General features: G+C 68.6%; 25 protein-coding genes. 18 read left to right on the forward strand and 7 right to left on the reverse strand.

Annotated features, from left to right (window positions below; all coding sequences use genetic code 11):
• Window positions 1-58 precede the first annotated feature (58 nt).
• The 6 genes from ACEN9N_RS20820 (at window position 59) to ACEN9N_RS20845 (ending at window position 5,356) form a co-directional block, all read left to right on the forward strand.
• A complete protein-coding gene (locus ACEN9N_RS20820; protein WP_007828897.1) occupies window positions 59-730 on the forward strand; it encodes a nitroreductase in 672 nt (223 codons plus the stop codon).
• 57 nt (window positions 731-787) lie between these two features.
• Window positions 788-1,582 (forward strand): phosphodiesterase, encoded by a 795-nt coding sequence (locus tag ACEN9N_RS20825; RefSeq protein ID WP_495654429.1) that lies wholly within the window; start codon window positions 788-790, stop codon window positions 1,580-1,582.
• A gap of 24 nt (window positions 1,583-1,606) precedes the next feature.
• Complete coding sequence (locus ACEN9N_RS20830) at window positions 1,607-2,383, forward strand: helix-turn-helix domain-containing protein (protein ID WP_413314830.1); 777 nt, start codon at window positions 1,607-1,609, stop codon at window positions 2,381-2,383.
• 36 nt (window positions 2,384-2,419) lie between these two features.
• Window positions 2,420-3,328 (forward strand): DMT family transporter, encoded by a 909-nt coding sequence (locus tag ACEN9N_RS20835; RefSeq protein WP_007828894.1) that lies wholly within the window; start codon window positions 2,420-2,422, stop codon window positions 3,326-3,328.
• A 54-nt stretch (window positions 3,329-3,382) separates the two neighbouring features.
• Complete coding sequence (locus tag ACEN9N_RS20840) at window positions 3,383-4,222, forward strand: dienelactone hydrolase family protein (protein WP_495654430.1); 840 nt, start codon at window positions 3,383-3,385, stop codon at window positions 4,220-4,222.
• Between the two features lie 108 nt (window positions 4,223-4,330).
• Complete coding sequence (locus ACEN9N_RS20845; RefSeq protein WP_495654431.1) at window positions 4,331-5,356, forward strand: serine hydrolase domain-containing protein; 1,026 nt, start codon at window positions 4,331-4,333, stop codon at window positions 5,354-5,356.
• Window positions 5,357-5,387: 31 nt separating this feature from the next.
• Here ACEN9N_RS20845 and ACEN9N_RS20850 read toward each other — a convergent pair whose 3' ends face one another.
• Together ACEN9N_RS20850 and ACEN9N_RS20855 are read right to left on the reverse strand one after the other, a co-directional pair.
• Entirely contained in the window at window positions 5,388-6,566 is a 1,179-nt protein-coding gene (locus ACEN9N_RS20850; RefSeq protein ID WP_413314833.1) for an acetyl-CoA C-acetyltransferase, read from the reverse strand.
• A 32-nt stretch (window positions 6,567-6,598) separates the two neighbouring features.
• The gene (locus ACEN9N_RS20855; protein ID WP_413314834.1) at window positions 6,599-7,381 is read right to left on the reverse strand and encodes an SDR family NAD(P)-dependent oxidoreductase; all 783 of its coding nucleotides are present in this window, start codon (window positions 7,379-7,381) and stop codon (window positions 6,599-6,601) included.
• Window positions 7,382-7,483: 102 nt separating this feature from the next.
• Here ACEN9N_RS20855 and ACEN9N_RS20860 point away from each other — a divergent pair, with 102 nt between their 5' ends.
• From ACEN9N_RS20860 to ACEN9N_RS20875, 4 genes are all read left to right on the forward strand, one after another.
• Window positions 7,484-10,153, forward strand: coding sequence for a winged helix-turn-helix domain-containing protein (locus ACEN9N_RS20860; RefSeq protein ID WP_413314835.1), 2,670 nt, complete (start codon window positions 7,484-7,486; stop codon window positions 10,151-10,153).
• A 210-nt stretch (window positions 10,154-10,363) separates the two neighbouring features.
• The gene (locus tag ACEN9N_RS20865) at window positions 10,364-11,170 is read left to right on the forward strand and encodes an AP2 domain-containing protein (protein WP_495654432.1); all 807 of its coding nucleotides are present in this window, start codon (window positions 10,364-10,366) and stop codon (window positions 11,168-11,170) included.
• Window positions 11,171-11,325: 155 nt separating this feature from the next.
• On the forward strand, window positions 11,326-12,114 hold the full coding sequence (locus tag ACEN9N_RS20870) for an AP2 domain-containing protein (protein ID WP_413314837.1): 789 nt from the start codon (window positions 11,326-11,328) through the stop codon (window positions 12,112-12,114).
• Window positions 12,115-12,187: 73 nt separating this feature from the next.
• The gene (locus ACEN9N_RS20875; protein ID WP_007828879.1) at window positions 12,188-12,565 is read left to right on the forward strand and encodes a hypothetical protein; all 378 of its coding nucleotides are present in this window, start codon (window positions 12,188-12,190) and stop codon (window positions 12,563-12,565) included.
• Window positions 12,566-12,574: 9 nt separating this feature from the next.
• Here ACEN9N_RS20875 and ACEN9N_RS20880 read toward each other — a convergent pair whose 3' ends face one another.
• Together ACEN9N_RS20880 and ACEN9N_RS20885 are read right to left on the reverse strand one after the other, a co-directional pair.
• Complete coding sequence (locus ACEN9N_RS20880; RefSeq protein WP_495654433.1) at window positions 12,575-13,723, reverse strand: acyl-CoA dehydrogenase family protein; 1,149 nt, start codon at window positions 13,721-13,723, stop codon at window positions 12,575-12,577.
• A 34-nt stretch (window positions 13,724-13,757) separates the two neighbouring features.
• On the reverse strand, window positions 13,758-14,870 hold the full coding sequence (locus ACEN9N_RS20885; RefSeq protein ID WP_413314839.1) for a CaiB/BaiF CoA transferase family protein: 1,113 nt from the start codon (window positions 14,868-14,870) through the stop codon (window positions 13,758-13,760).
• Between the two features lie 255 nt (window positions 14,871-15,125).
• Here ACEN9N_RS20885 and ACEN9N_RS20890 point away from each other — a divergent pair, with 255 nt between their 5' ends.
• Entirely contained in the window at window positions 15,126-15,362 is a 237-nt protein-coding gene (locus tag ACEN9N_RS20890; RefSeq protein WP_413314840.1) for a hypothetical protein, read from the forward strand.
• 9 nt (window positions 15,363-15,371) lie between these two features.
• Here the strand turns inward: ACEN9N_RS20890 and ACEN9N_RS20895 are convergent, their stop codons facing one another.
• The 3 genes from ACEN9N_RS20895 to ruvB all read right to left on the reverse strand — a co-directional run bounded on the left by ACEN9N_RS20895 (window position 15,372) and on the right by ruvB (window position 18,404).
• Entirely contained in the window at window positions 15,372-16,241 is an 870-nt protein-coding gene (locus ACEN9N_RS20895) for a UDP-2,3-diacylglucosamine diphosphatase (protein WP_413314841.1), read from the reverse strand.
• Window positions 16,242-16,365: 124 nt separating this feature from the next.
• Window positions 16,366-17,334, reverse strand: coding sequence for a CDF family Co(II)/Ni(II) efflux transporter DmeF (dmeF, locus tag ACEN9N_RS20900; RefSeq protein ID WP_495654434.1), 969 nt, complete (start codon window positions 17,332-17,334; stop codon window positions 16,366-16,368).
• Window positions 17,335-17,339: 5 nt separating this feature from the next.
• A complete protein-coding gene (ruvB, locus tag ACEN9N_RS20905) occupies window positions 17,340-18,404 on the reverse strand; it encodes a Holliday junction branch migration DNA helicase RuvB (RefSeq protein ID WP_042672563.1) in 1,065 nt (354 codons plus the stop codon).
• 99 nt (window positions 18,405-18,503) lie between these two features.
• On the opposite strand from ruvB, the gene ACEN9N_RS20910 reads away from it, so the two are divergent.
• The 7 genes from ACEN9N_RS20910 (at window position 18,504) to ACEN9N_RS20940 (ending at window position 25,074) form a co-directional block, all read left to right on the forward strand.
• Window positions 18,504-19,121 carry a CDP-alcohol phosphatidyltransferase family protein gene (locus tag ACEN9N_RS20910; protein WP_495654435.1) on the forward strand — a complete coding sequence of 206 codons (618 nt, stop codon included), beginning with the start codon at window positions 18,504-18,506 and terminating at the stop codon, window positions 19,119-19,121.
• A gap of 32 nt (window positions 19,122-19,153) precedes the next feature.
• Window positions 19,154-20,920: a bifunctional alpha/beta hydrolase/class I SAM-dependent methyltransferase gene (locus ACEN9N_RS20915; protein WP_413314844.1), complete on the forward strand. Its 1,767-nt coding sequence runs from the start codon at window positions 19,154-19,156 to the stop codon at window positions 20,918-20,920.
• Window positions 20,917-22,266, forward strand: a complete 1,350-nt coding sequence (locus ACEN9N_RS20920; RefSeq protein ID WP_495654436.1) for a phosphatase PAP2/dual specificity phosphatase family protein — start codon at window positions 20,917-20,919, stop codon at window positions 22,264-22,266. The genes ACEN9N_RS20915 and ACEN9N_RS20920 overlap by 4 nt, the downstream gene beginning before the upstream one ends.
• Window positions 22,256-22,702: a hypothetical protein gene (locus ACEN9N_RS20925; protein ID WP_413314847.1), complete on the forward strand. Its 447-nt coding sequence runs from the start codon at window positions 22,256-22,258 to the stop codon at window positions 22,700-22,702. The genes ACEN9N_RS20920 and ACEN9N_RS20925 overlap by 11 nt, the downstream gene beginning before the upstream one ends.
• A gap of 124 nt (window positions 22,703-22,826) precedes the next feature.
• Window positions 22,827-23,537 (forward strand): lysophospholipid acyltransferase family protein, encoded by a 711-nt coding sequence (locus tag ACEN9N_RS20930; protein ID WP_007827978.1) that lies wholly within the window; start codon window positions 22,827-22,829, stop codon window positions 23,535-23,537.
• Complete coding sequence (locus ACEN9N_RS20935; protein WP_007827976.1) at window positions 23,534-24,490, forward strand: phosphatidate cytidylyltransferase; 957 nt, start codon at window positions 23,534-23,536, stop codon at window positions 24,488-24,490. Before ACEN9N_RS20930 ends, ACEN9N_RS20935 begins: the two co-directional genes overlap by 4 nt.
• Window positions 24,487-25,074 carry a YdeI/OmpD-associated family protein gene (locus ACEN9N_RS20940; protein WP_413314849.1) on the forward strand — a complete coding sequence of 196 codons (588 nt, stop codon included), beginning with the start codon at window positions 24,487-24,489 and terminating at the stop codon, window positions 25,072-25,074. The genes ACEN9N_RS20935 and ACEN9N_RS20940 overlap by 4 nt, the downstream gene beginning before the upstream one ends.
• Window positions 25,075-25,134 lie beyond the last annotated feature (60 nt).

Genomic DNA, 25,134 nt, shown 5'->3' on the forward strand with positions numbered 1-25,134 from the left:
CGGACGATTGAGGACCCGCGAAGGTTGCCCCTAGCATCTCCCTCAAGAGGACCATTGCATGAACGTTCAGGACGCTATCGCCACCCGCCGCTCGGTGCGCGATTTTCTCGACACGCCGGTGCCCGGCGACGTCATCCGCCGCGTTGTCGAGCAGGCGCTGCGCGCGCCCTCGGGCGGCAACCTGCAACCCTGGCACCTGCACGTGGTGGGCGGCGAGAGGCTTGCCGAACTCAAGGCGATCATGCGCACGCGCGTGCAGGAGGCACCTGCCGGCGAAGGCAGCGAGTACGACATCTACCCGCGCGAACTCGTCGCGCCCTACCGCGACCGCCGCTTCGCCGTGGGCGAGGCGATGTATGCGCGCCTGGGCATTCCGCGCGAGGACAAGGCCGCGCGCCGCGAATGGTTTGCGCGCAACTACCAGTTGTTCGGCGCGCCGCTCGCGCTGTTCTGCAGCGTCGACCGCCGCATGGGCCCGCCGCAGTGGTCGGACCTGGGAATGATGCTGCAGAACGTGATGCTGCTGCTGCGCGGCGAAGGGCTCGACAGCTGCCCGCAGGAATGCTGGGCGATCTACCCGCAGACCGTGGGCCGCTTCATCGCGCTGCCGCCTGAACGCATGCTGTTCACGGGCATGGCCATCGGCTACGCGGACCGCAGCCGGCCGCTCGATGCGCTGGTGACCGAACGCGCGCCGCTGGCCGACGTGGCGGAGTTCGTCGGTATCTGAATCCGCGGGGGGAGCGGATCGTGCTTGATGATGTGGCATCCGCAAGCAAGGCGCCGCATGCTCATCGCACAGATCTCCGACCCCCACGTCCGCCCCGCCGGCCAGCTCTACCAGGGCGTGGCCGATTCGAACCGCATGTTCGAGGAAGCCATCGACCACCTGCACGCGCTCGATCGCCGGCCCGACCTGATGCTGCTGACAGGCGATCTCGTCGACGAAGGCCGGCCCGAGGAATACGCGCAGGTGCGGCGCCTGCTCGCGAAGCTGTCGATTCCGTATCTCGTGATCCCCGGCAACCACGACCACCACGAGAACTTTCGTGCAGCCTTCGCGGACCATGCCTACCTGCCGGCCGAAGGCGCGCTGCACTACTGCATTGACGACTATCTCGTGCGCATCGTGGCGCTGGATTCATGCATTCCCGGGCTTCACCATGGCAATGTCGATGCGCAGGGCCTGGCGTGGCTGCGCCGCACGCTCGAAGCCGACCGCATCAAGCCGACGCTGCTGATGCTCCATCACCCGCCTTTCGTGAGCGGCATTCCCTACATGGACGCATACCGCTGCATGGACACGGCGCCGCTCGAAGCCATCGTGCGCAGCGTCGACAACATCGAGCTGGTGCTGTGCGGCCACGTGCACCGCACCATGCTGCGGCGCTGGGCGGGTACGGTCGTGTGTTCGTGCCCGAGCAGCACGACGGAGATCGCGCTGCAGCTGGACGCCAGCGCGGCGCCTGCCTCGTACATGGGCCGACCGGGCTGCATGCTGCATCTGTGGAGTGAAGCGCACGGCATGGTGAGCCATGTGAGCCACATCGGGACGATGGACGGACCGTTTCCGTTTGCGTGATGGCTCGGCGCGCAAAATCCCGCCATGCCCCAGGAACGCACCCTTCTTTACACCGGACACGAATTCACGGTCGAGCACGTGCGTTCCCATGCGCAGCAGGGACCTGACTGGAGCGCGCTCTACACCCTGGAATCGCGACGCATCATTTTCCCGGCAGGCCGCACCGTGCTCGACGTACGCTCGGGCGACGGCACATGGCTGGCCGACGGACTCACCGCCATGCACTTCGACGACGCGATGGTCTATCAGCTGCGGCTCGCGGCACGCGCGGCCAGGCACAGCATGGTGGTCAGCCAGCACCGCTTGCCTCGCGCGGATGCAGCGCCGGCGTTCTTCCTGTTGTCACCTCGGTCGCTGTACCGCGTTCATTCGGCGCAGCGGCAGCTTCGCGCGGGCGACGCGGCTGCAGATGCCATCTTTTCGCTGGTCGATGAACTCGGCATGTCACGCCGGCAGGCGCCGTTGACGGGTGCGGTCGCACGCGTCAAGCGGCTGCTCGCGGAAACCGCCGACTGCGAGGCGAAGCTTTCGATGCGCGACGTGGCCGATGCGGTCTCGCGCTCGCCGTTTCACCTGGCGCGCAGCTTCCGGCAGCAGACTGGCTTGAGCCTTCATCAGTACCGGCAACATCTGCGCCTCGCTGCCGCCATGGAGCGGCTGGCCGATGGCGACCGCGACCTCGCGGGCATCGCGCACGACCTCGGCTATTGCAGCCAGAGCCACCTGGGCGCGGTGTTCCGGCGCGATGTGGGCGTCACGATGGGCGAAGCCCGCCGCATGCTGGCCAGCGCACGAATTTGATAGCCGCCGCGCGGCGCGGTCGCGAGACTCGCCACGATGGATCGCAATCTTTTCGCCGGCCTGCTCGCCGCGCTGGCCGCAGCCGTCATCGGCAGCGCCTGGCAACTCGTCTCGCGCCACGGCGTGACCACCACGCTCGGGCCGATGGAGCTGGCGCTGATGCGCTATGGCATTCCTGCCCTGCTGCTGGCGCCGCTGTGGTTCGGCAAGAAGAGACGCATAGCACCGAAGGCCTCGCGCGTTGCGCTCGTGCTGCTCGTCGCCGGCGGCGGCCTGCCCTTCGGGCTGCTGGTGCTGGCCGGTGCCCAATGGGCCCCCGCGAGCCACATGGGCATCTTCATGGCGGGCAGCCTGCCGCTTTTCACCGCCATCGGCGCGTGGCTGCACAAGGGGCAGAAGGTCGAAGGCATCAGGCTTGCCGGGCTGGCGTGCATTGCCATCGGCATGGCGCTGTTTGCTGCGGGGAGTTTTCGCGGCGGCTCGCTCGACTGGCGCGGTGACCTGCTCTTTCTGACCGCGGCCATGCTGTGGGCGGTGCACTCGCTCGCGTTCGCGCACTGCGGGCTCACGCCGTGGCAGGGCGCGGCGTTCGTGAACGGATGGTCGGCGCTGCTGCTGTTGCCTGTGCTGTCGACCGTCGGCGCGCCGCGGCTGCTCAGTGCGCCATGGCCCGATGTCGCGCTGCAAGCCGCGACGCAAGGCGTGGTCGCGGGACTGCTCGGGCTGGTTGTCTACATGGCGGCCGTCGTGCGGCTGGGTGCACCACGCGCCTCGCTATCGGCGGCGCTGGTGCCGGTGCTGACCACACTGGGCGCGGCGGCCTGCATGAACGAGCCGGTCACCGGTGCGGTGCTGCTGGCTTTGGCGTTGGTGGTGCCGGGGATCGTGCTGGCGAGCGGTGTGGCTCGATGGGGCGCGAAGGAGGCGGCGCGGCCATCGGCATAGAGGCTTCAGGCGGCACGGGCAGAATGCGGCGAAACACCAGGGACGTGCACGCCAATGAAAAAGCTCATTCTCCTTGCCGCCTCGCTCGCCTTCGCCGCGGCATCCTGCTGGGCACAGGAGCGCAGCACCGTTCGCGTGCCCACGCCCTTCATTGAAGGCGGTGCGCCCGTCACGCTGGAGATGGTGATCTACAAGCCCGAAGGCGCAGGGCCCTTTCCTACGGTGGTGTTCAACCACGGCTCCACGGGCATGGGCAACAAGCCGGCGCTGTTCAAGGACACCTGGGCGCCCGAGCGCCTCGCCAAGTGGTTCACGCAGCGAGGCTGGCTTGTGGCGTTTCCACAGCGGCGCGGACGTGGCCAGTCGGACGGGCTGTATGACGAAGGCTTCACCCCCAAGCGCGAGCACTACAGTTGCGACCCGGCCCTGTCGCTGGCCGGCTTCGACCACGCGCTTGCCGATGTCGACGCCGCCGTCTCATCGCTGCAGAAGAACCCCGACGTGGACACGAAGCGCATGGAGATCGCCGGCCACTCGCGCGGCGGCATCCTCGCGATCGCCTATGCCGGCACCCGACCCGGCGTGTTCCAGGGCGCCATCAATTTCGTCGGCGGCTGGATGAGCGACCAGTGCCCCGATGGCACCGCGGATGTGATCAACCCCGTGAGCTTCACGCGCGGCGCCGCCTTTCCCCGTCCCACGCTCTGGCTGTACGGCGAGAAAGACAGCTTCTATGCGATGGCGCACAGCCGGAAGAATTTCGAAGCCTTCACGGCAGCTGGCGGCAAGGGCACCTTCGAGACCTATGCGCTGGAGCCCGGCACGAACGGGCACATGCTGATCGTGCAGCAAGGGCTGTGGGGTCCGGCGGTCGAGGCGTATCTTGCGAAGTGATCGCAGCACCCGGATCACCGCGGAACCCGGTCATGACGATCGGGTGCTGGCCAAAGCTGTCAATGCCATCTAATCAGAGCCGCATGCGGCATGCGAACGGAACCGCGAATGAATTCCATCACTTCGACAACACTCGAAGGCCGGCTGCAGCCCCTAATGGAAACCGCAGGCATCCCGGGCGTGTCGATGGCCGTGCTGCGCCACGGAAAAGTAGACGCGCTGGCCGCCCTCGGGGTCAGGAACACGCTCGACAACGCACCCGTCAACATTCAGACCGTGTTCCAGGCCGCGCCGCTCACCAAGCCGATCGTGGCCTACGCCGCACTGCAGCTGGTGGACGCCGGCGAACTGACGCTAGACGGATCGCTGGCGCACTTCGTTCCGACGGTGCTGCCTGGCGATGCTGCATTCGCGGCCATTACCGCGCGTCATCTGCTTACGCACACCTGCGGCCTGCCCAACCTGAGAGCGAAGAACCAGCCACTGCAAGTCCACTTCCGGCCCGGCGAGTGGTTCAGCTATTCCAGCGTCGGCTTCAACTACCTTCAATCCGTCATGACGGCGATCACTGGTGAGCCGCTCGAGGCAACGATGCGGCAACTGGTGTTCGATCCGCTGGGCATGCAGTCGTCGAGCCTCGAACAGTCGGCCAGCTTCCAGGACAACCTCGCCGCCCCGCACGAAGGCGAAGCACCCGTGGACGTGCCGCGCTACCCGGCCAGCGCCTCTTTTTCGCTGCATACGACGGCGGCAGACTACGGCGCCTTTCTCGGCGCAGTGCTGCGCGGCGAACGGCTGAAGGAAGCCACCCACCGCGCATGGCTGACCTGCCATGCGCATGTACCCAAGGAGAGCGCGGAGCGCCTGCGCGGCCAGCCCACGGAAACCGAACTGGATCCCGAGGTAGGCTGGGGCCTCGGCTGGGGGCTGGAGCCGAACTACGGCACCTTCTTCCAATGGGGGAAGATGGATGGCACCCGTGCGTTCGCCATGGGCAGCATGGCAGAGCAGTCGGCCGTCGTACTGCTCGCCAACAGCAACAAGGGGCTGCGGTTGATGCGCGAGGCCGCGGCGTGCGCCCTGCCCGGCGCGCATCCCGCCATTCGATGGCTCGACGCATGCGTGTCCGAATGAATGGCTGCAGGGCGATGCGCTCGCCCCAGGTTCACAACCGCTCGACGATGGTCACATTGGCCATCCCCCCGCCTTCGCACATGGTCTGCAAGCCATAGCGCTTGCCGCGCTGGCCCAGCGCATGGACCAGCGTGGTCATCAGCTTGGTGCCCGACGCGCCGAGCGGATGGCCCAGCGCGATCGCGCCGCCGTTCACGTTCAGCCGGGCCGGGTCGGCGTCCAGCACCTGCAGCCAGGCCAGCGGTACCGGCGCGAAGGCCTCGTTCACCTCGTAGAGATCGATGTCGTCGATCTTCATGCCCGCCTTCTTCAGCGCGCGCTGCGTGGCGGGCAGCGGCGCCTCCAGCATGATGACCGGGTCGTGGCCCATCACGCTCATGTGGTGCACGCGCGCCAGCGGCTCCACGCCCAGCGTCTTCAGGCCGCGCTCGTTCACCACCATCAGGCCGCTCGCACCATCGCAGATCTGGCTGGCGGTGGCCGCCGTGCAGCGCCCGCCTTCGGCGATGAGCTTGACGGCCGCGATGCTCTCCAGCGTTGCGTCGTAGCGGATGCCTTCGTCGGTGGTGTGCTGCTCGCCGTTTTCGGAACCGTCGGCCATGCGCACCGCCACGGGCACGATCTCGCGCTCGAAGTGGCCGGCCCGGGTGGCGGCGATGGCGCGCCGGTGGCTTTCAAGAGCATAGCGGTCGAGCTCGTCTTTCTCGATGCCGTAGTTCCTGGCGATCATCTCGGCGCCGGTGAACTGGCTGAACTGGACGTCGGGGTAGCGCTTCTGCATCGAAGGGCTCACGTAGAAGCCCAGGCCGTTCTTCAGCGGCAGCGTGGTGGGCAGGCCCATCGGCACGCGCGTCATGCTTTCCACGCCGGCGGCGATGACGATGTCCATGCTGCCCGACATCACGGCCTGCGCCGCGAAATGCAGCGCCTGCTGCGACGAGCCGCACTGCCGGTCGACCGAGGTGGCCGGCACCGACTCGGGCAGGCGCGAGGCCAGCACCGCGTTGCGCGCGACGTTCGATGCCTGCTCGCCGGCCTGGCCGACGCAGCCCATGATGACGTCCTCGACCAGCGCGGGGTCGGCACCGGTGCGCGCCACCAGGGCGTCGAGCACCTGCGCGGCGAGGTCGGCCGGGTGCCAGCCGGCAAGGCGGCCGTTGCGCCGGCCTCCGGCGGTGCGCGCGGCGGCGACGATGAATGCTTCGGGCATGGGGTTCTCCTGTGTTCGCAAGGTGGTTCGGTTCAGCGCGGCGCCATGCGAATGGCCCCATCGAGCCGCACGCTCTCGCCGTTGAAATAGCCGTTGGTGATCATCAGCTCCGCCAGCGTGGCGTACTCCGCCGGCTTGCCCAGCCGCTGGGGGAACGGCACCGATGCCGCCAGCGCGGCCTTCACGTTGTCGGGTGCGCCCTGCAGCAGCGGCGTGTCGAAGATGCCCGGCAGGATGGTGTTCACGCGGATGCCCTCGCCCATCAAGTCGCGCGCGATGGGCAGCGTCATGCCGACGATGCCGGCCTTCGATGCGGTGTAGGCGGCCTGTCCCATCTGCCCGTCCTGCGCAGCCACCGAGGCGGTGTTGACGATGGCACCGCGCTCGCCGTCTTCCAGCATGCCGAGCGTGAGCATGCCGGCCGCCGACTTGGCGATGCAGCGAAAGGTGCCGACGAGGTTGATCTGGATGATGCGGTCGAAGTTCGCGAGCGGAAAGTGCTTGATCTCGCCCGTCGTCTTGTCGCGGCTCGCGGTCTTCACCGCATTGCCGGTGCCGGCGCAGTTGACGAGCACGCGCTCCTGGCCGTGCGCCGCGCGCGCCCTGGCGAACGCCGCATCGACCTGCTCTTCGGAGGTGACGTCGACCTTGCAGAACACGCCGCCCAGTTCCTTCGCCAGGGCCTCGCCCTGTTCGGCGTTGAGGTCGAACAACGCGACCTTCACGCCATGGCCGGCAAGGCGGCGCGCGGTGGCGGCGCCGAGGCCCGATGCACCGCCGGTGACAACGGCGCCAATGCTGGAATCGAGTTGCATCTCTGGGTGTCCTTGAGGTGTCTTTGCGGGTTTGTCCCCCGCCAGTTTAGGAAGCAGAATCGACCGCACACATCGTCGGAAACGACGGGATTTCGCCTCCGCATGCAGTCCCCCACACCCCGGATTCTCGAAACCAAGCTCAACCCACCGGCCTTCGTCGCCACGCAGGTGCCGCGCACGGCCATCGGCGAGGAGATCGCCGCGGCGGCCGTGAAGCTGGTGCTCGTGCGGGCGCCGGCCGGCTTCGGCAAGACGACGGCCATGGCGCAGATCCGCGAGCGCAGGGAGGCGCAGGGCGTGGCCACGGCATGGCTCACGCTGGACCGCGCCGACAACGACGTCTCGCGCTTTCTCCACTGCCTGGCCGAAGCCGTGCAGCGCATGGGCGTGGAAGAGCCGCGCGCCAACGCGCCCTTCGATGCGGTGGCCGCACTGGCCGCGCACGACTCGCCTTTCACGCTGTTCCTCGACGACTTCGAAAGGGTGCAGGAGCCGGCGGTGCTGGGCGTGGTGCGCGAGATCGTCGAGCACCTGCCGCGCGGCGGGCAGATCGTGATCGGCTCGCGCAGCCTGCCCGACCTGGGCCTGGGGCGGCTGCGCGCGCGCGGCCAGCTGATGGAGATCGACACCGACCGCCTGCGCTTCAGCCTCGAGGAGACCAGCGCCTTCTTCGGGCTGCGCCAGTTGCATGCGGCCCAGGTGCTGCCGGCCGAGATGCTGTCGCAGCTGCACCGCAAGACCGAAGGCTGGGTGGCCGCGATCTGGCTCGCGTCGATGGCGCTGCAGCGGCATGGCACCGGGACCGGTTTTGTCGAACGCTTCTCGGGCTCGGACCGCGCCGTGGCCGACTACCTGGCCGAAGACGTGCTCGCGCACCAGCCGAAGGACATCCGCGACTTCTTGCTGCGCACCAGCATCCTGCGGCAGCTCGATGCATCGGTGTGCCAGGCGCTGTGCCCGCGCGTGGACTGCGCGGCCATCCTCGAACGGCTGGCCGCGTCGAACCTGTTCCTCACGCCCGTGAGCGGCGACGGCGGTGCATGGCGCTATCACAGCCTGTTTGCCGACTTCCTGCGCGCGCAGCTGGCGCGCGAACTGCCCGGCGAGCTGGAGCGCCTGCACCTCGCGGCTTCGGGCTGGTACGAGTCGCACGACCGCCCCGTGCCCGCCATCGACCACGCGATCGAAGGCGGTGACCATCCGTATGCGCTGACCCTGCTCGACAGCTACGCGACGCAGTTCCTGGAGCAGGGCCGCATGCGCATGCTGGCACGCTGGTTCTCTGCCATTCCCGAACACCAGCTGCGCGAGCATCCGTTCCTGCAGCCCATCTCGCTGTGGGCCACCTGCTTCACGCACGGCCCGTGGGACGCGATGCGCCAGCTCGAAAAGTCAGGCTGCCTCGACAGCCCCATCGCCGAGGTGCGTGCAAGCGCCCACACGCTGGTGCCCTTGCTGCTGGCGATGCAGGACCGCCACGACGAGGCCTACGAGGCCGGCCGCCAGAGCCTGGCGCGCCTGCCCACCGGCCTGGCCTTCGCCGACAGCGTGCTGCTCAACGCCATGGCCCACATCCTGGCCGTGCGCGGCGACCCGCACGAGGCGCGGCGCCTGCTCGACGCGGCGCGGCGCGAGCAGGGCAACAGCACCTTCAACCGCATGTACACCGAGTCGCTTGCCGGGCTGTTCGACCTGCAGGAAGGCCGCTTGCGGCAGGCCACCGCGCGGCTGCGCATGGCGGTCGATTCGACGCATGCGGTGTCGTACAACCACAGCCACGGCAATGCGTGGGCGGGCGTGCTCTACGCGGGCGCCGTGTACGAGACCAACCAGCTGGTGCAGGCCGAGCATTTGCTGAACGTGTACCTGCCGCTGGCGCGCGACGTGGGCCTGCCGGACCACATGATCCTGAGCCACGTGATGCGCTCGCGGCTCGCGTTCCATGCGGGCGACATCGACGCCGCGTTCCAGGCGCTGACCGAGCTCGAATACCTGGGCCACCACCGGCAGCTGCCGCGCGTGGTGGCGGGCGCGAAGCTGGAGCGATCGCGCATGCTGCTTCTGCAGGGCAACGGTCCCGCATCACGCGACGAACTGCTGCGCGCCGACGACCCCGCGCTGTGGGACAGCGAGCGGCGGCAGCGCCTGCCTGCGCACGACCTCGACTACCTCGCGCTGGCAAAGGCCCGCTGGGAAATCGCCTTCGGCGATGCGCGCGCGGCACTGGGCGCGCTCGACGCCGAGCTGCATGCGGCGCTGGCCTCGGCCCGCAACCGGCGCGCGCTGAAGCTCAGGGTGCTGCGCGCGCTGGCGCTGCAACGCATCGGCGACGCGGCCGCCGCGATCGAGCAGATCGGCGAGGTGCTGCAGGCGGCGAGCCAGGAAGGATTCATGCGGCTGATCCTCGATGAAGGCCCGGTGGTGGGCACGCTGTTGCACCGTTATGCGGCGGCCATGCAGGAGGGCACGCGCGGCAGCAGCGATCCGATACTCGCCGATCACCTGCAGCGGCTGCTGCAAGCGGCCGGGCCGGCCGGCAGTGGCGAGGTGGAAACACCCGCGGCCGATGCGATGAAGGAGCCGCTGACCCGCAAGGAGATCCGCGTGCTGCAGTTGCTGGCCGAGGGGTACTCGAACAACGCGATGGCGGAAAAGCTGTTCGTGTCGGACAGCACGGTGCGCACGCACCTGCGCAACATCAACATGAAGCTGGATGCGAAGAGCCGAACGCAGGCGGTGGCGATTGCGCGCAAGCTCGGGGTGATCCGCTAGGCGGACTCTGCCCGTGCGTCGCGGCCGTTTTGCAGGGCCGGCAACCTTGTCCAGGATGACTCACTCCGGCGCCCCTCGATTACTACTGATTCCGGTGATTCCCCGGCCATTGGCCAATCCCTAGGATTCCTCCAGAGGTCAGAGTCTTCCAACTGCCGCGACAGCAGGCAACAGATAGCGAGTAAGGGAGCGGCGAAAGCCGGAGCCACCATGCCCAAAGGAACCCCGAATCCTGCCGCCATGTACGGCATCTATCGCCGTGCCTGGGGCTTCGAGGTGTCGATCGTGCGCAACGGCACGCGCTACTTCAAGCAGTTCGGCCGCGCCAGCTACGGCAGCGAGGAGCAGGCGCTGCTGCAGGCGCAGGACTGGCGCGACGGCATCGTGCGCAGCGTGCCGCCGGTGCCGCGGCGCACCCGGGCCGAGAAGCTGCGGATCAACAACAACACCGGCGTGTCCGGCGTCTTCTGCCAGATCGCCCCGGACGGCAGGGTGCGGGCCTGGGTCGCCAAGACCTACATCGGGCACGACGAGATCCTGCGCACCGACTTTCCGGTGAACGCGGTGGGTGAGGCCGCGCAGGAGTTGGCCGTCGAGGAGCGGACACGGCAGCTGGAACGCATGGCCGGGCTGGCCAGGCTGCATCCGGCCGAGGAAACGATCCGCAAGAGCCCGCCGGCCTTTCCCGCCGGGCTGCTGTCGCCCAAGCGCTCGAAGTCCGAGATCAAGCGCAGCACCAATTCCAGCGGCGTGAGCGGCGTGCACTTCAAGGCGCCCAACCCCGGCCACCCGGGCTACTGGCTCGCCATCACCTACACCATGGGCAAGGGCAGCGTGAGCAAGGCTTTCTCCATCAAGGAGCACGGCCCCGAGAAGGCCAAGCTGCTGGCCATCGAGGAGCGCGAGCGCCAACTCGAGCAGAAGCTGATGCCTGACACCGGCACGCTCGCCCCTTCCTTTCGGCGGGGGGCCAGCCGGCACGGCCAGGCCGCCGTCGAGGCGAGGCCGCAGCAGTGAGGCCCTTTTTCTGCATTTTCCGGTGCATGACTGCCTCCGCGGAGTTGTCATTGCGCTTCGGCCAAAATAGCTGCGAAATGCGTGCGCCAACGAGCGGCAGGCAACTCGGGGAGTCCATCGGAATCAGCACCGCTGAGAGCAGCATCACGTCGAGAATGCCCAAAGGAATCCCCAATCCGGCAGCCATGTATGGCATTTACTCCAGGCCCTGGGGTTTCGAAGTTTCCATCGTACGCAACGGTGTTCGCCACCACCGCCTGTTCGGCAAGGCCAGCTATGGCGGCGCGGAGCAGGCGCTGCTCCATGCGCAGGATTGGCGCGACTTCATCGTGCGCAACGTGCCGCCACAGGCGCGCCGCGTGCGGGCCGAGAAGCGCCGCGCCAACAACAGCACCGGCGTGCCAGGCGTGTTCCACCACCTGGCACCGGGCGGCCGGGTGCGGGCGTGGATGGCCAAGACCTACATCGCACCGGACGAAATCCTTCGCACCGACTTCCCCGTCGCGGAGTTGGGCGACGCCGCGCAGGCGCTGGCGGTCCAGGAGCGCGCGCAGCAGCTCAAGCGCATGACGGGGCTGGCGCGCATACACCCGGCCGAGGAGGCGATCCGCATGGGGCTGTCGGCCCATGCGCCCGGGCCGCGCACGGCCAAGCGCTCGAAGTCGGAGATCACCCGGCGCAACAACACCAGCGGCGTGAGCGGTGTCCACTTCAAGACGCCCAAGCCGAACCATCCCGGCTACTGGCTGGCCATCACCTACACCACGGGCAAGGGCAGCGTGAGCAAGGCGTTCTCGGTGAAGGTGCACGGCACCGACGTGGCCAAGAGCCTGGCCATCGCCGAGCGGGAGCGCCAGCTCGCCGACAAGCAGCGCACCGAGGAAGCCGCGGCGACTGCGGCCTCGCAGCGCACGGCCTCCGGCGCGAAACGGGCCGGCGGATGAGAGTGCTGCAAGAAAACGGCTTCGCGGAAGCGGCGAAAACCAGTGGCAGCCGCATGCACGGAGCGGCCCGCCCATGAAATACAAGCAGCTTCACCGCTTGCTGCGCGTGGCCTCGCACCTGCTGGACCAGGCCGCGGCGGATGTGCGGGCGACCGATCTCGGTCCCGTGGACGAGAACATCCAGCGCATCGGCCGCGCGCTGATCGAGGTGATCGAGGTACAGCGGAAGATCTACACCGCGCAGCCCGAGCTGCAGCCCGGGTCGCTGGCCGCTTCGCCGCGCGAGAACGATGCCAACCGGCTCTTCACCCAGTTCACGCTGGAAGCGCTGGAGCTGGAAGACGCGGGCCATCCCGATGCGGCGCGCGAGAAGTACACGCAGTTCATCGGCCTCTCGCCGTCGTACCACCACCGCGAAATTGCGCGGGCGGAGATCCGACGGCTCTCCTGAACGCGCTGCTCACAACGCCCTCGAAATCACCTCCTTCATGATCTCGTTGGTGCCGCCGTAGATGCGCTGCACCCGCGCGTCGGCGTACATGCGCGCCACCATGTACTCGTTCATGAAGCCGTAGCCGCCGAACAGCTGCAGGCACTCGTCTATCACGCGGCCTTGCGCCTCCGAGCCCCAGAGCTTGGCCATCGAGGCGGTGGCGGTGTCGAGCCTGCCGGCCACGAGGTCTTCCACGCAGCGATCGATGAAGGCGCGGCCCACCTTGATCTGCGTGGCGATCTCGGCCAGCTTGAACCGGGTGTTCTGGAATTCGGCGATCGGCTTGCCGAAGGCCTTGCGATCGCGCACGTAGTCCAGCGTGGCCTGGTAGGCGCCTTCCATGGCGGCCAGCGCGCTCAGGCCGATGATGGTGCGCTCATAGGGCAGGTCGCTCATGAGCTGGAAGAAGCCCTGGCCCTCGACGCCGCCGAGCAGCGCGTCGGCGCCCACGCGCACGTCGTCGAAGAAGAGCTCGGAGGTGTCCTGCGCCTTCATGCCGATCTTGTCGAGCACGCGGCCCACGCGGAAGCCCTTGCAACCCTCGGTCTCGACGATGAGGATCGAGGTGCCCTTGGCGCCCTGCGTCGGGTCGGTCTTGCACACCACCAGCACCACGCCGGCCAGGAAGCCGTTGGTGATGAAGGTCTTGGAGCCGTTGACGACATAGCCACCGTCCTTCTTCTCGGCGCGGGTGCGCACGCCCTGCAGGTCGGAGCCTGCGCCGGGTTCGGTCATGGCGATGGCGCCGACCAGCTCGCCGCGCGCCATGCGCGGCAGGTAGCTGCGCTTCTGCGCCTCGGTGCCGTGGTTGAGGAAGTAGTGCGCCACGATGCTGTGCACCGAGCTGGCCATGCCGGTGAGCGCGCGGCGCGACATCTCCTCGTAGAACACGGCTTCATGGCGAAAGTCGCCACCGGCGCCGCCGTATTGCTCGGGAATGTCCGCGCACAGCAGGCCGAGCGCGCCGGCCTTGCGCCAGACCTCGTGGCCCACGTGGCCGCGCCTGCGGGCTTCCTCGTCGTGCGGGAGCACTTCGGTTTCGATGAAGCGCACCACGTTGTCGCGGTACAGCTCCAGGTCTTCATCGCTCCAGGAGCGGCGGAAATCGATGGCCATGTCGCCTTTCTTCGTTTGTCGTCGGCTTGCTTCGTCAGGAAGCGCACAGCGGTGCGATGGCGTGGGCCGCCACGCCCCAGCGGCGCAGCACGGTCTCGCCGTCGTCGCGCGCGGCGGCCGGAGGCACGACCGGCGCGGTGCGGCTGAAACGCGGCGCGGGCGCGGGCTGCACCACGCCGCCCACGTTGGCGAAGGTGCCGCGCGCCACGTTGTGCGGATGTTCTGGGGCCTCGTCCCAATCGAGCACGGGCGCGAAGCAGGCGTCGCTGCCCTCGAGCAGCACGCACCACTCGTCGCGCGTGCGGGTGCGGAACAGGTCGGCCATGCGCAGCTTGAGCAGCGGCCAGCGGTCGGCGTCCATCTGCGCGTCGAAGGAGGGGTCGTCGGCGATGCCGCAGCGCTCGCGCAGGAGCGCGTAGAACTGCGGCTCGATGGCGCCCACGGCCACGTACCTGCCGTCGGCGCAGGCGTAGGTGTCGTAGAAATGCGCGCCGCCGTCGAGCATGTTCTCGCCGCGCTGGTTGCTCCACCGGCCGGCCGACTTGAGGCCGTACATCATGGCCGACAGCAGCGCCGTGCCATCGGCCATGGCGGCATCGACCACCTGCCCTTGCCCCGACTGCTTCGCCTCGTGCAGCGCGGCGAGGATGCCGAAGGCCAGCAGCATCGCGCCGCCGCCGAAGTCGCCCACGTAGTTGAGCGGCGGCACGGGCGGCTCGCCCGCGCGGCCGATGGCATGCAGTGCGCCGCTGATGGCGATGTAGTTGATGTCGTGCCCCGCGGCATGCGCCAGCGGGCCGTGCTGGCCCCAACCGGTCATGCGGCCGTAGACCAGGCGCGGATTGCGCGCATGGCAGGGCGCGGGGCCGAGGCCCAGCCGCTCCATGACGCCGGGGCGGAAGCCTTCGATGAGCACGTCGGCCTTCTCGACGGCATCGAGCACGGATTGCGCCGCGCCTTCCGCGCGCAGGTCGGTCTGCAGCGTGCTGCGGCCGCGCGCGAGGATGTCATGCGCATCGGGCTGCGTGCCCGGGCGGGCGATGCGGATCACCTCCGCGCCCATGTCGGCGAACAGCATCGCGCAGAACGGGCCGGGGCCGATGCCCGCCATCTCGATGACCCGCAACCCCTGCAGTGGACCCGCCATGCCTCGTCTCCTTCGGCTCCGCGCGGAACGCCTGCCGTGTGGCGCCATCTTGGCGCCCAGGCGCCCCGCAAGCATCGTCGGAAGCGACGAATGCGCACGCGATGAGCCGCGCTTCGCGCCAATCACTAGCGCAGACTTTTGTTTTCATTTACTCGGGATAGTCCGATATCCCGCCGCGCCGGCAGATGTTTCAATTCGTACGGGAGTCGTTCCGGGCGTCACAGAAAAAGTGCGCCACCTTCGAAGGAAGCAACCTTGAGCTCTGTCATTCCCGGCTTCTCGCACGCCAGCGTCGAACGGCTGTGCGACTACGAACTGCCCGAACCACCGGCCCCTGCGCTGCGGGAAGCAGCGGAACCTCCTGGGCCCGAGAACCTCGCCCTGGCCTGGTGGCTGTGGATGGACGAACTGGGCAAGAGCATGTTCAGGCACTACGACACCTGGCGCGACCAGCTCGGCCATACGGCGGACGGCCCGGCCCGCAAGGGCTGAGCGCGTCGTTCAGGTCGCGACGGGTTCGCGCTGCGGCACGGCTTTCGCCGGCACGGGCATGTGCTTTGCCCAGTCGATGATTTCCAGCGTGCCGTCGGCATGCTCGGCCAGCGCGGTCAGGCTCTCGACCCAGTCGCCATCGTTGCAGTAGAGGATGCCGTCGATGTCGCGCATCTCGGCGTGGTGGATGTGACCGCAGACCACGCCCTGCGCGCCGCGCTTGCGGGCTTCGCGGGCCACGGCCATTTCGAAGTCGCCCACGTAGCTCACCGCGCGCTTGACCTTGCCCTTGAGGTACTTCGAAAGCGACCAGTACGGCAGCCCCATGCGTGCGCGCAGCGAGTTGAGGTGGCGGTTGAGCTTGAGCGTGAATTCGTAGAGCGAATCGCCCACGTAGGCGAGCCACTTGGCGCACTGGATCACGCCGTCGAACAGGTCGCCGTGGATGATCCACAGCTTGCGGCCGTCGGCGGTTTCATGAATCCATTCATCGGCCACGTCGATGCCGCCGAAGTTGTGGTGCAGGTACTTGCGCGCGAACTCGTCGTGGTTGCCCGGAATGAAGATCACGCGTGTGCCCTTGCGCGCCTTGCGCAGCAGCTTCTGGATCACGTCGTTGTGCGCCTGCGGCCAGTACCAGTGCCGCTTGAGCTGCCAGCCGTCGATGATGTCGCCGACCAGGAACAGGGTTTCGCACTCGGTGTGCTTCAGGAAGTCGAGCAGCGCACGCGCCTGGCAGCCGGGCGTGCCCAGGTGCAGGTCGGAGATCCACAGGGTACGGAATTGCAGGGGTGGACGAGCGCGATCGTCGTCCTCCGGGTCGAGGGCCCGGGTCGCGGTGTCGCGCCATGCGCGAAGGAAAGCGTCGTCGCGTTGCATGGACGGGTAGGCTCCCACCGCGGCGTGACCGCATGATGGCGCTGCCGTGACACTCCGGTGACGCGTGACTGGCCCTTGGCTTCGCATTTCTCCCTCCCCCGGAACGGGAAGGAGCAAGACCCACTCAATCCACGCAGCGCTGGATTTCGACCGTCGAGTGGCGGATTTCCTCGTGCATCGAGAAGCAGGCGCGCACCTCGTCGGCCGTCAGCGTGGGCGAATGCGTCACCACCGTCAGCGCGCAGGCATACGCGTCGCGCCCCACGCGCCACACATGCAGGTCGGCCACGCGCGTCTTCGAACCGGCCAGCATCGTCTCGACGCCTTCGCGGATTTCTCCGGTAACGGGGTGGTCCATCTCGCGGTCGAGAAGCACCTTGCCGGTTTGCTTCAGCAGCCCCTTGGCCCAGACCGCCACCAGCACCGCGCCGACGATGCCCATCGCCGAGTCGAGCCAGGCCCAGCCGTAGAACCAGCCACCGAGCAGCGCCGCGATGGCCAGCACCGAGGTGGCGGCGTCGGCGACGACGTGCAGGTAGGCAGAGCGCAGGTTCAGATCGTGGCCGTGATCGCCGTGTGCATGGTCGTGGTCGTGGTCGTGCCCATGTCCGTGGTCGTGCCCGTGATGATGGTGGTGATGCGCCCCGCCCAGCAGCCGCGCGCAGACCAGGTTGACCACCAGCCCCAGCACTGCCACCGAAATGGCTTCGGGGTAGAGGATCGCCGAAGGCGACCACAGCCGCTCCAGCGAGCCGGCCACCATCAGCACCGCGATGCCCAGCAGCACCAGCGCGCTCGCGAAGCCGCCGAGCACCTCGATCTTCCAGGTGCCGAAGGCGAAACGCGGGTCGCGCGCATAACGGCGTGCTGCCGCATACGCGAACGCGCTCAGCCCGATGGCCAGCGCATGCGAACTCATGTGCCAGCCGTCGGCCAGCAGCGCCATCGAATTGAACCACCAGCCGGCGCCGATCTCGACCATCATCATTGCGGCGGTGATCCACATCACGAGGCGCGTGCTGCGCTCGGCCGAAGAGGTGTCGGCGCCGAAATGATGATCGTGCTGCCAGGCGCTCAGGTCATGGGTGTGCATAAGGTTCAAGCTCCGAAAAGATCGGGCCCCTCGGCGCGGCCCGAAGGCGGCGCCACGCCCAGGTGCCGGTACGCCGCCAGCGTGGCGATGCGCCCGCGCGGCGTGCGCTGCAGGTAGCCCTGCTGGATGAGGTAGGGCTCGATCACGTCCTCGATGGTGTCGCGCTCCTCGCCGATGCTGGCCGCGACGTTGTCGAGCCCCACCGGGCCGCCGTCGAAGCGATGGATCACTGCTTCGAGCAGCTTGCGGTCCATCAGGTCGAAGCCCTGCGGGTCGACGTCGAGCATGGCGAGCGCCCTGTGCGCGATGTCTTCGGTGATGCGGCCATTGCCCTTCACGTCGGCGTAGTCGCGCACGCGGCGCAGCAGGCGGTTGGCGATGCGGGGCGTGCCGCGCGAGCGGCGGGCGATCTCGAAGCCGCCGGCCGTGTCGGTCTCGACCTTGAGCAGGCCCGCGCTGCGATGCACGATCAGCGCCAGCTCTTCGGGCGTGTAGAACTCCAGCCGCGCGACGATACCGAAGCGGTCGCGCAGCGGGTTGGTCAGCATGCCGGCGCGGGTGGTGGCGCCCACCAGGGTGAAGGGCTGCAGGTCGAGCTTGATGCTGCGCGCGGCCGGGCCCTCGCCGATCATGATGTCGATCTGGTAGTCCTCCAGCGCGGGGTACAGGATTTCCTCGACGACCGGGCTCAGCCGGTGGATTTCGTCGATGAAGAGCACGTCGTTCGGCTCAAGGTTGGTCAGTAGCGCGGCCAGGTCCTTGGGCTTCTCGAGCACGGGGCCGGAGGTCTGGCGCAGGTTCACGCCGAGCTCGGCCGCGATGATGTGCGACAGCGTGGTCTTGCCCAGGCCCGGCGGGCCGAACAGCAGCACGTGGTCGAGGGCTTCCTGCCGCTTGCGCGCGGCGCCGATGAAGATCTCGAGCTGCTCGCGCACCTTGGCCTGGCCGACGTACTCGTCGAGCAGCTTCGGTCGAAGGGCCCGTTCGATCGCCTCTTCGTTGGGCGAAGCGGGGGCAGCGGACACCACGCGTTGGGGGGCGGGCGCGAAGTCGTCGGTCTGGATGGTCATTGCGAGGGGGTTCTTCGACGGCGAGTTTAGTGCCTGCCACACTGGCAGAATGCTCCGGCCGTGTATCCGGCCATATAACAAGCGAGGAGAAGCCAGCACGTGTCGATCTACGAACTGAAGCCGCGTTTCCAGGCCCTGTTGCGGCCGCTGGTGGTCCGCCTGCATGCGATGGGCGTCACCGCCAACCAGGTCACGCTGGCGGCATGCGTGGTGTCGGTCGCGCTCGGGCTCTGGCTCTTCTTCGCGGCGCCTTCTCTGCGTGCCTTCGCGCTCATTCCGCTGTGGATGTTCCTGCGCATGGCCTTCAACGCCATCGACGGCATGCTGGCGCGCGAGCACAACCAGCAGAGCAGGCTGGGCGCCTTTCTCAATGAACTGACCGACGTGGTCTCCGACGCAGCGCTCTACCTGCCCTTTGCGCTGGTGGCGCCGTTCAGCCCGTTCTGGGTCGGCGCGGTGATCGTGCTGGCCGGGCTGAGCGAATTCGCCGGTGCGCTGGGCCCCACGGTGGGCGCCTCGCGCCGCTACGACGGCCCGCTGGGCAAGAGCGACCGGGCCTTCGTGTTCGGCGCGCTCGGCCTCTACGTGGCGCTGGGCTGGCCGCTGCCGGGCTGGACGGCCTGGCTGATGCCGCTGCTGGCCGCGCTGGTGGCCTGGACCACCGTCAACCGCATCCGCCGCGCGCTGGCCGAAGCCGACGCGGCCGGCCGCCACTGAACAAGACAAGATCCAAGGATCACAGGGATTCAATGAACGACACCACTCCACGCCTTGCCGCCGAGCATCACTTCCAGACGCACGACGGCGAATCGCTCTTCTACCGCCACTGGCCGGCCACCGGCGCCACGCGGCGCGGCGCCATCGCGCTGTTCCACCGGGGCCATGAGCACGGTGCACGCATGGCGCATCTGGTCGACGAGCTGGACCTGCCCGACTTCGACTTCTTCGCCTGGGACGCGCGCGGCCACGGCCGCTCGCCCGGGCAGCGCGGCTACAGCCCCAGCTTCGGCACCTCGGTGCGCGACGTGCAGACCTTCGTGCAGCACATCGGCAGCGCGCACGGCGTGCCCGAGCAGGACATCCACGTCGTCGCGCAGAGCGTGGGCGCGGTGCTGATCGCCACCTGGGCGCACGACTACGCACCCAAGGTGCGCGGTCTCACGCTCGCCTCGCCGGCCTTCAAGGTGAAGCTGTATGTGCCGTTCGCGCGCGCCGGGCTCGGGCTGATGCACAAGCTGCGCGGCCTGTTCTTCGTCAACAGCTACGTGAAGGCGAAGTTCCTCACGCACGACCCCGAACGCATCGCAAGCTACGAGAGCGACCCGCTGATCTCCCGCCCCATCGCGGTCAACATCCTGCTGGGCCTGTACGAGGCGGCCGACCGCGTGGTGACCGACGCCAATGCGATCACGCTGCCGGTGCAGCTGCTGATCTCGGGCGCCGACTGGGTGGTGCACCACAAGCCGCAGCACCAGTTCTTCGAGCGCCTGGGCAGCGCGGTGAAAACCAAGACCGAGCTGCCGGGCTTCTTCCACGACACGCTGGGTGAGAAAGACCGGGCGCCGGCGGTGGCCTCGATCCGCGAATTCATCCTGCAGCGCTTCGACGAGCCGGCCGTGCCGGTCGACCGCCGCGAGGCGCACCTGAGCGGCGACACGGCCGACGAGTCGCGCGCGCTGTCCGAGCCGCTGTCGCCCCTGTCGCCGCGCGGCGCCTACTGGGCGATGACCCGCGCCGGGCTGAAACTGGGCGGCACGATGTCCGAAGGCATCAAGCTGGGCCACGCCACCGGCTTCGACTCCGGCAGCACGCTCGACTACGTGTACCGCAACCACCCGCAGGGCAGCTCGGCCATCGGCCGCTCCATCGACAACACCTACCTGAACTCCATCGGCTGGCGCGGCATCCGCCAGCGCAAGATCCACGTCGAGGAGCTGATCCGCGTCGCCATGGAGCGCCTGGCCGAAATGCACCGCGAGGTGCGCGTGATGGACATCGCCGCAGGCCATGGCCGCTACGTGCTCGATGCGGTGCTCGCAAGCCCCGTGAAGGCCAGCTCGATCCTGCTGCGCGACTACAGCGACATCAACGTGCGCGACGGCCGCGCACTCATCGCCGAGAAGGGCCTGGAAGACGTCGCGCAGTTCGTGCAGGCCGACGCCTTCGACCGCATGAGCCTCGCCACCGTGGCGCCGCGCCCCACGCTGGCCGTGGTGTCGGGCTTGTACGAGCTGTTCCCCGACAACGAGATGGTGCGCCGCTCGCTCGCGGGCGTGGGTGATGCGGTGGAAGACCGCGGCTATCTCGTCTACACCGGTCAGCCCTGGCACCCGCAGCTCGAGATGATCGCGCGCGCCCTCACCAGCCACCGCCAGGGCGAAGCCTGGGTGATGCGCCGCCGCACGCAGCACGAGATGGACCAGCTGGTGGAGGAAGCGGGCTTCCGCAAGATCGACCAGCGGGTCGACGAGTGGGGCATCTTCACCGTGTCGCTGGCGGTGCGCGTCGCGCAATGACCGCCTCTGCGGCACGACGGCCCTGGAAGCGCGCGGCCGCATGGCTGGTGTTCTTGGGGCCGCTGTTCTATGCGACCTACGGCCTCGCCAACTGGTGGGCCACCACGCGCGCCAACGTTCCGTCGATGGCTTTCGAGTGGGAGCGGCAGTTGCCTTTCTGGCCGTGGACGATCTTCCCGTACTGGACGATCAACGTCTTCTACGCGCTGTCGCTGTTCCTCGCGCGCAGCCGGCACACGCTGGACCGGCATGCGCTGCGGTTGGTGACGGCCACGCTCATCGCCTGCAGCTGCTTCATCGTCTGGCCGCTGCACTTCAGCTTCGGGCAGCCGCCGGTCGAGGGGGCACCAGCCTTCCTGTTCAATGCGCTGCGCGGCTTCGACCAGCCGTTCAATCAGGCGCCCTCGCTGCACATCGCGCTGGCGGTCATCCTGTGGGACTGGTACCGCCAGTTCATTCGGCCCCTGTGGGCGCGGCTGGTGCTGCACCTGTGGGCCTTCGCCATCTGCGCCTCGGTGCTCACGACGTGGCAGCACCACTTCATCGACATTCCGACCGGCGCGCTGCTCGGCCTGTTCTGCGTGTGGCTGTGGCCGCTGGAGCGCGTGGTGTCGATGCCGCGCGCATGGTGCTGCACGCGGGACGCCCAGCGCTGGAAGCTGGCGGGGTTCTATGCGGCCGGCGCGGCGCTGTTCCTGGCTGCCGCGCTGCGTGGCGGCGGCGTCGCGCTGTGGCTCGCATGGCCGGCCGCATCGCTCGCGCTGGTGGCGCTGAACTACGCCGGCTTCGGCGCCCGCGGCTTTCAAATGGACGGCCATGGCCGCATGGCCTGGGCGGCGCGCTGGATGCTGGCGCCCTACCGGCTCGGCGCTGCCGTCAACGCCTGGCTCTGGACGCGCAGGCTGCCGGCCTCGGTCGAGGTGGTGCCCGGCCTGCGGCTCGGCCGCCGCCCGACGCACGCCGAATGGCTGGCCGCCGGGCAGCCCCGGCTGGTGAGCCTGTGCGCCGAGCTGCAGATGCCGGCCGTCGTGCCGCATGCGCGCTGCGTGCCGCTGCTCGACCTCACGGTGCCGCCCACCGTGCGCCTGCAGCGCGCGGCGGCCGTCATCGAAGGCCAGCGGCGCAGCGCGGATGGTGCGACAGTGTGGGTCTGCTGCGCGCTCGGCTTCTCGCGCAGCGCGGCCGCGGCGATCGCCTGGCTGGGCCGCTACGGCGCGGCCGGCGGTGTCGCCCAGGCCGAGGACGCGGTGCGCCGCGCACGGCCGCAGATCGTGCTGCGAGGTGCGTGGCGCCTGTCGCTGGAGCCCTTCAAGCCTTTGCCGGAGGTGCCGCCCCATGACCGATGACAACGAACGAACCACCTGCGCCGCGCTGGCGGGCCTGCTGCGCGCCATCGCGCTGCTGGCCCTCTGGGGCTTCGCGCTCACCTGCATCTCGGCGCTGGTGCTCGCGCTGACGCTGCGCTCGCTCTCGACCACAGCCACCATGGGCTTCGGCGCGGTCGTGATCCTCGGCGCGCTGGAGCGCTACTTCGCGTTCCGGTTGCGCTTCGACGAGGCCCTGTTCGACGGCCTCGCGCGCGGCACCGTCGCCTCGCTCGATGCGCTCGATCGCGCGCTCTCGGCCCTCGGGCTGCGCGAGCCGCCGCCGTCGCAGCACGCCCCCCGCCCGCTCGACGACCGCGTGCAGGGCACCCGCCAGCTCATGCAGCGCCACGCCATCGTGGTGGCCTGCCAGAGCGCGCTGTTCCTACTTGCCTTGATGACACAGGACTTGTCATGACTCTCCCCCAGGCTTGCCCACTGCGTGTGGCCTCCTCCCCCCTCGCCGGGGGCCGCGCCGGCGGCCCGGCGAAGCCGGTTCCGCGGTGCGCACCGAACCAAGCGCGCACACCGGAGGCAGCACTTTGAGCGACAGGACAGAAAAGCCCGACAGCACGGTGCTGCGGCGCGGCCTCGCCGTCGTGGCCGGCAAGCTCATCATCGGCGCCGCCGGGCTGCTGACCGGGGTGCGCGCCATCTGGTCGGGCACCACGCCGAAGGCCGAGCAGACGCTGTACTTCGCCAACCACACGAGCCACGGCGACTTCGTGCTGCTGTGGGCCACGCTGCCGCCCGACCTGCGCGGACTCACGCGGCCGGTGGCGGGGCAGGATTATTGGGAAGCCTCGAAGCTGCGCAACTTCATCGGCAAGGACGTGTTCAACGCGCTGATGATCCGGCGCGACGGCTCGGGCCAGGGCGGCAACCCGGTCGACCAGATGAAGGACGCGCTGGAGGGCGGCGACTCGCTCATCATGTTCCCCGAGGGCACTCGCAACACGGGCGAAGACATCCTGCTACCGCTGAAAAGCGGGCTGTTCCACCTGGCGCGCGCCTGCCCCCACGTGCGGCTGGTGCCGGTGTGGATCGAGAACCTGAAGCGCGTGCTGCCCAAGGGCGTGCTGGTGCCGATTCCGCTGGCCTGCACGGTGCGCTTCGGCACGCCGATCACGCTGGCGGAAGGGGAAGAGAAGGTGTCGTTCCTGGCCCGCGCGCGCGCGGCAATGCTCGACCTGCGCCCCGAATACGACCGCCTCGAACCCAACAGCAGGCAGGACGGAGGGACGGCCGCATGATCGAGCTCTCTCCTTTCGCGTGGACCACGCTCAGGCTCTTCGGTGGCGTCTTCGGCGTTCTGGTGCTGGCCTCGTCCATCGGCGCGCTGCTCAAGTGGCGGGTGGCGAGCGGCCAGCCGCATTCGGTGATCGACAACCTCAACTCGCGCGTCAATGCGTGGTGGGTGATGGTGGCGGTGATCGGCATTGCCTTCGCCTTCGGCAAGGGCGGCGTGATCGTATTGTTCTACCTGATCTCGTTCTATGCGCTGCGCGAATTCATCAGCCTGGCCTACACGCGGCGCGGCGACCACGCGGCGATCGCGCTGGCCTTCTTCGTCGCGCTGCCGGGGCAGTACTTCCTGATCTGGATCGACTGGTACGGGCTGTATTCGATCTACATCCCGGTCTATGCCTTCCTGCTGCTGCCCATCCTGGCGGCGATGGGCGGCGACACGCAGCGCTTCCTGGAGCGCACCTCCAAGATCCAGTGGGGGCTGATGGTGTGCGTGTTCTGCATCAGCCACGTGCCCGCGCTGCTCACGCTGCAGATTCCGGGCTTCGAGGGCCGCAACCTGCTGCTGATCGCGTTCCTCGTGATCGTGGTGCAGGGCAGCGACGTGCTGCAGTACGTGTGGGGCAAGCTCTTCGGCAGGCGCAAGGTGGCGCCCGAGCTGTCGCCTTCCAAGACCTGGGAAGGCCTGGTCGGCGGCGTGGCAAGCGCCACCGCGCTGGGCGCGGCGCTCTACTGGGCCACGCCGTTCAACCCGTGGCAGGCGGCGCTGATGGCGCTCACCATCTGTTTGATGGGCTTCTTCGGCGGCCTCGTCATGTCGGCCATCAAGCGCGACCGCGGCGTGAAGGACTGGGGTTCGATGATCGAGGGCCACGGCGGCATGCTCGACCGGCTCGACTCGGTGATCTTCGCGGCGCCGATCTACTTCCACGCGCTGCGCTATTGGTGGGTGCCGTGAGCACGGAACGCGTTCCGCACGACACGCCGATCGAGTGCAGCAGCGCTGCGTCGTGGGCGCGCTGGCTCAAGCGCCACCACGCCAGCGCCGCCGGCGTGTGGCTGCGCATCGCCAAGAAGGACAGCGGCATCGCCTCCATCGACTATCCCGCCGCGCTGGAAGAAGCGCTGTGCTGGGGCTGGATCGACGGCCAGCGCAAGAGCGAGGATGCGCAGTACTTCCTGCAGCGCTTCACGCCGCGCACCAGGCGCAGTATCTGGTCGCGGATCAACCGCGCCAAGGTGCTGAAGCTCATCGACGAAGGCCGCATGCAACCGGCCGGCCATGCCGAGATCGAGCGCGCGAAGGCCGACGGCCGCTGGGACGCGGCCTATGAGGGCGTCAGCGCGGCGACGGTGCCGCCCGACCTGCAGGCTGCGCTCGATGCGAACAAGAAGGCCGCGAAGTTCTTCGCCACGCTCGATTCGCGCAACCGCTTCGCGGTGCTGTTCCGTACCCAGGGCGCGAAGAAGCCCGAGACGCGGGCGCGGCGCATTGCGCAGTTCGTGGAGATGCTGGCCAAGGGCGAGAAGATCCATCCCTGAGTGCCCCTTCTGGGGCGCGTGCGAAGGCCACCGGGTGCTCTCCTCCGCGAATGTCCCCCG

The sequence above is a fragment of the Variovorax sp. Varisp46 genome (genome assembly GCF_059491885.1).

Bases quoted from the DNA above. Each gene is read 5' to 3' on its own strand.
- ACEN9N_RS20820 (WP_007828897.1), top strand. From the start codon at position 59: ATGAACGTTCAGGACGCTATCGCCACCCGCCGCTCGGTGCGCGATTTT.
- ACEN9N_RS20825 (WP_495654429.1), top strand. From the start codon at position 788: ATGCTCATCGCACAGATCTCCGACCCCCACGTCCGCCCCGCCGGCCAG.
- ACEN9N_RS20830 (WP_413314830.1), top strand. From the start codon at position 1,607: ATGCCCCAGGAACGCACCCTTCTTTACACCGGACACGAATTCACGGTC.
- ACEN9N_RS20835 (WP_007828894.1), top strand. From the start codon at position 2,420: ATGGATCGCAATCTTTTCGCCGGCCTGCTCGCCGCGCTGGCCGCAGCC.
- ACEN9N_RS20840 (WP_495654430.1), top strand. From the start codon at position 3,383: ATGAAAAAGCTCATTCTCCTTGCCGCCTCGCTCGCCTTCGCCGCGGCA.
- ACEN9N_RS20845 (WP_495654431.1), top strand. From the start codon at position 4,331: ATGAATTCCATCACTTCGACAACACTCGAAGGCCGGCTGCAGCCCCTA.
- ACEN9N_RS20850 (WP_413314833.1), bottom strand. From the start codon at position 6,566: ATGCCCGAAGCATTCATCGTCGCCGCCGCGCGCACCGCCGGAGGCCGG.
- ACEN9N_RS20855 (WP_413314834.1), bottom strand. From the start codon at position 7,381: ATGCAACTCGATTCCAGCATTGGCGCCGTTGTCACCGGCGGTGCATCG.
- ACEN9N_RS20860 (WP_413314835.1), top strand. From the start codon at position 7,484: ATGCAGTCCCCCACACCCCGGATTCTCGAAACCAAGCTCAACCCACCG.
- ACEN9N_RS20865 (WP_495654432.1), top strand. From the start codon at position 10,364: ATGCCCAAAGGAACCCCGAATCCTGCCGCCATGTACGGCATCTATCGC.
- ACEN9N_RS20870 (WP_413314837.1), top strand. From the start codon at position 11,326: ATGCCCAAAGGAATCCCCAATCCGGCAGCCATGTATGGCATTTACTCC.
- ACEN9N_RS20875 (WP_007828879.1), top strand. From the start codon at position 12,188: ATGAAATACAAGCAGCTTCACCGCTTGCTGCGCGTGGCCTCGCACCTG.
- ACEN9N_RS20880 (WP_495654433.1), bottom strand. From the start codon at position 13,723: ATGGCCATCGATTTCCGCCGCTCCTGGAGCGATGAAGACCTGGAGCTG.
- ACEN9N_RS20885 (WP_413314839.1), bottom strand. From the start codon at position 14,870: ATGGCGGGTCCACTGCAGGGGTTGCGGGTCATCGAGATGGCGGGCATC.
- ACEN9N_RS20895 (WP_413314841.1), bottom strand. From the start codon at position 16,241: ATGCAACGCGACGACGCTTTCCTTCGCGCATGGCGCGACACCGCGACC.
- dmeF (WP_495654434.1), bottom strand. From the start codon at position 17,334: ATGCACACCCATGACCTGAGCGCCTGGCAGCACGATCATCATTTCGGC.
- ruvB (WP_042672563.1), bottom strand. From the start codon at position 18,404: ATGACCATCCAGACCGACGACTTCGCGCCCGCCCCCCAACGCGTGGTG.
- ACEN9N_RS20915 (WP_413314844.1), top strand. From the start codon at position 19,154: ATGAACGACACCACTCCACGCCTTGCCGCCGAGCATCACTTCCAGACG.
- ACEN9N_RS20920 (WP_495654436.1), top strand. From the start codon at position 20,917: ATGACCGCCTCTGCGGCACGACGGCCCTGGAAGCGCGCGGCCGCATGG.
- ACEN9N_RS20925 (WP_413314847.1), top strand. From the start codon at position 22,256: ATGACCGATGACAACGAACGAACCACCTGCGCCGCGCTGGCGGGCCTG.
- ACEN9N_RS20935 (WP_007827976.1), top strand. From the start codon at position 23,534: ATGATCGAGCTCTCTCCTTTCGCGTGGACCACGCTCAGGCTCTTCGGT.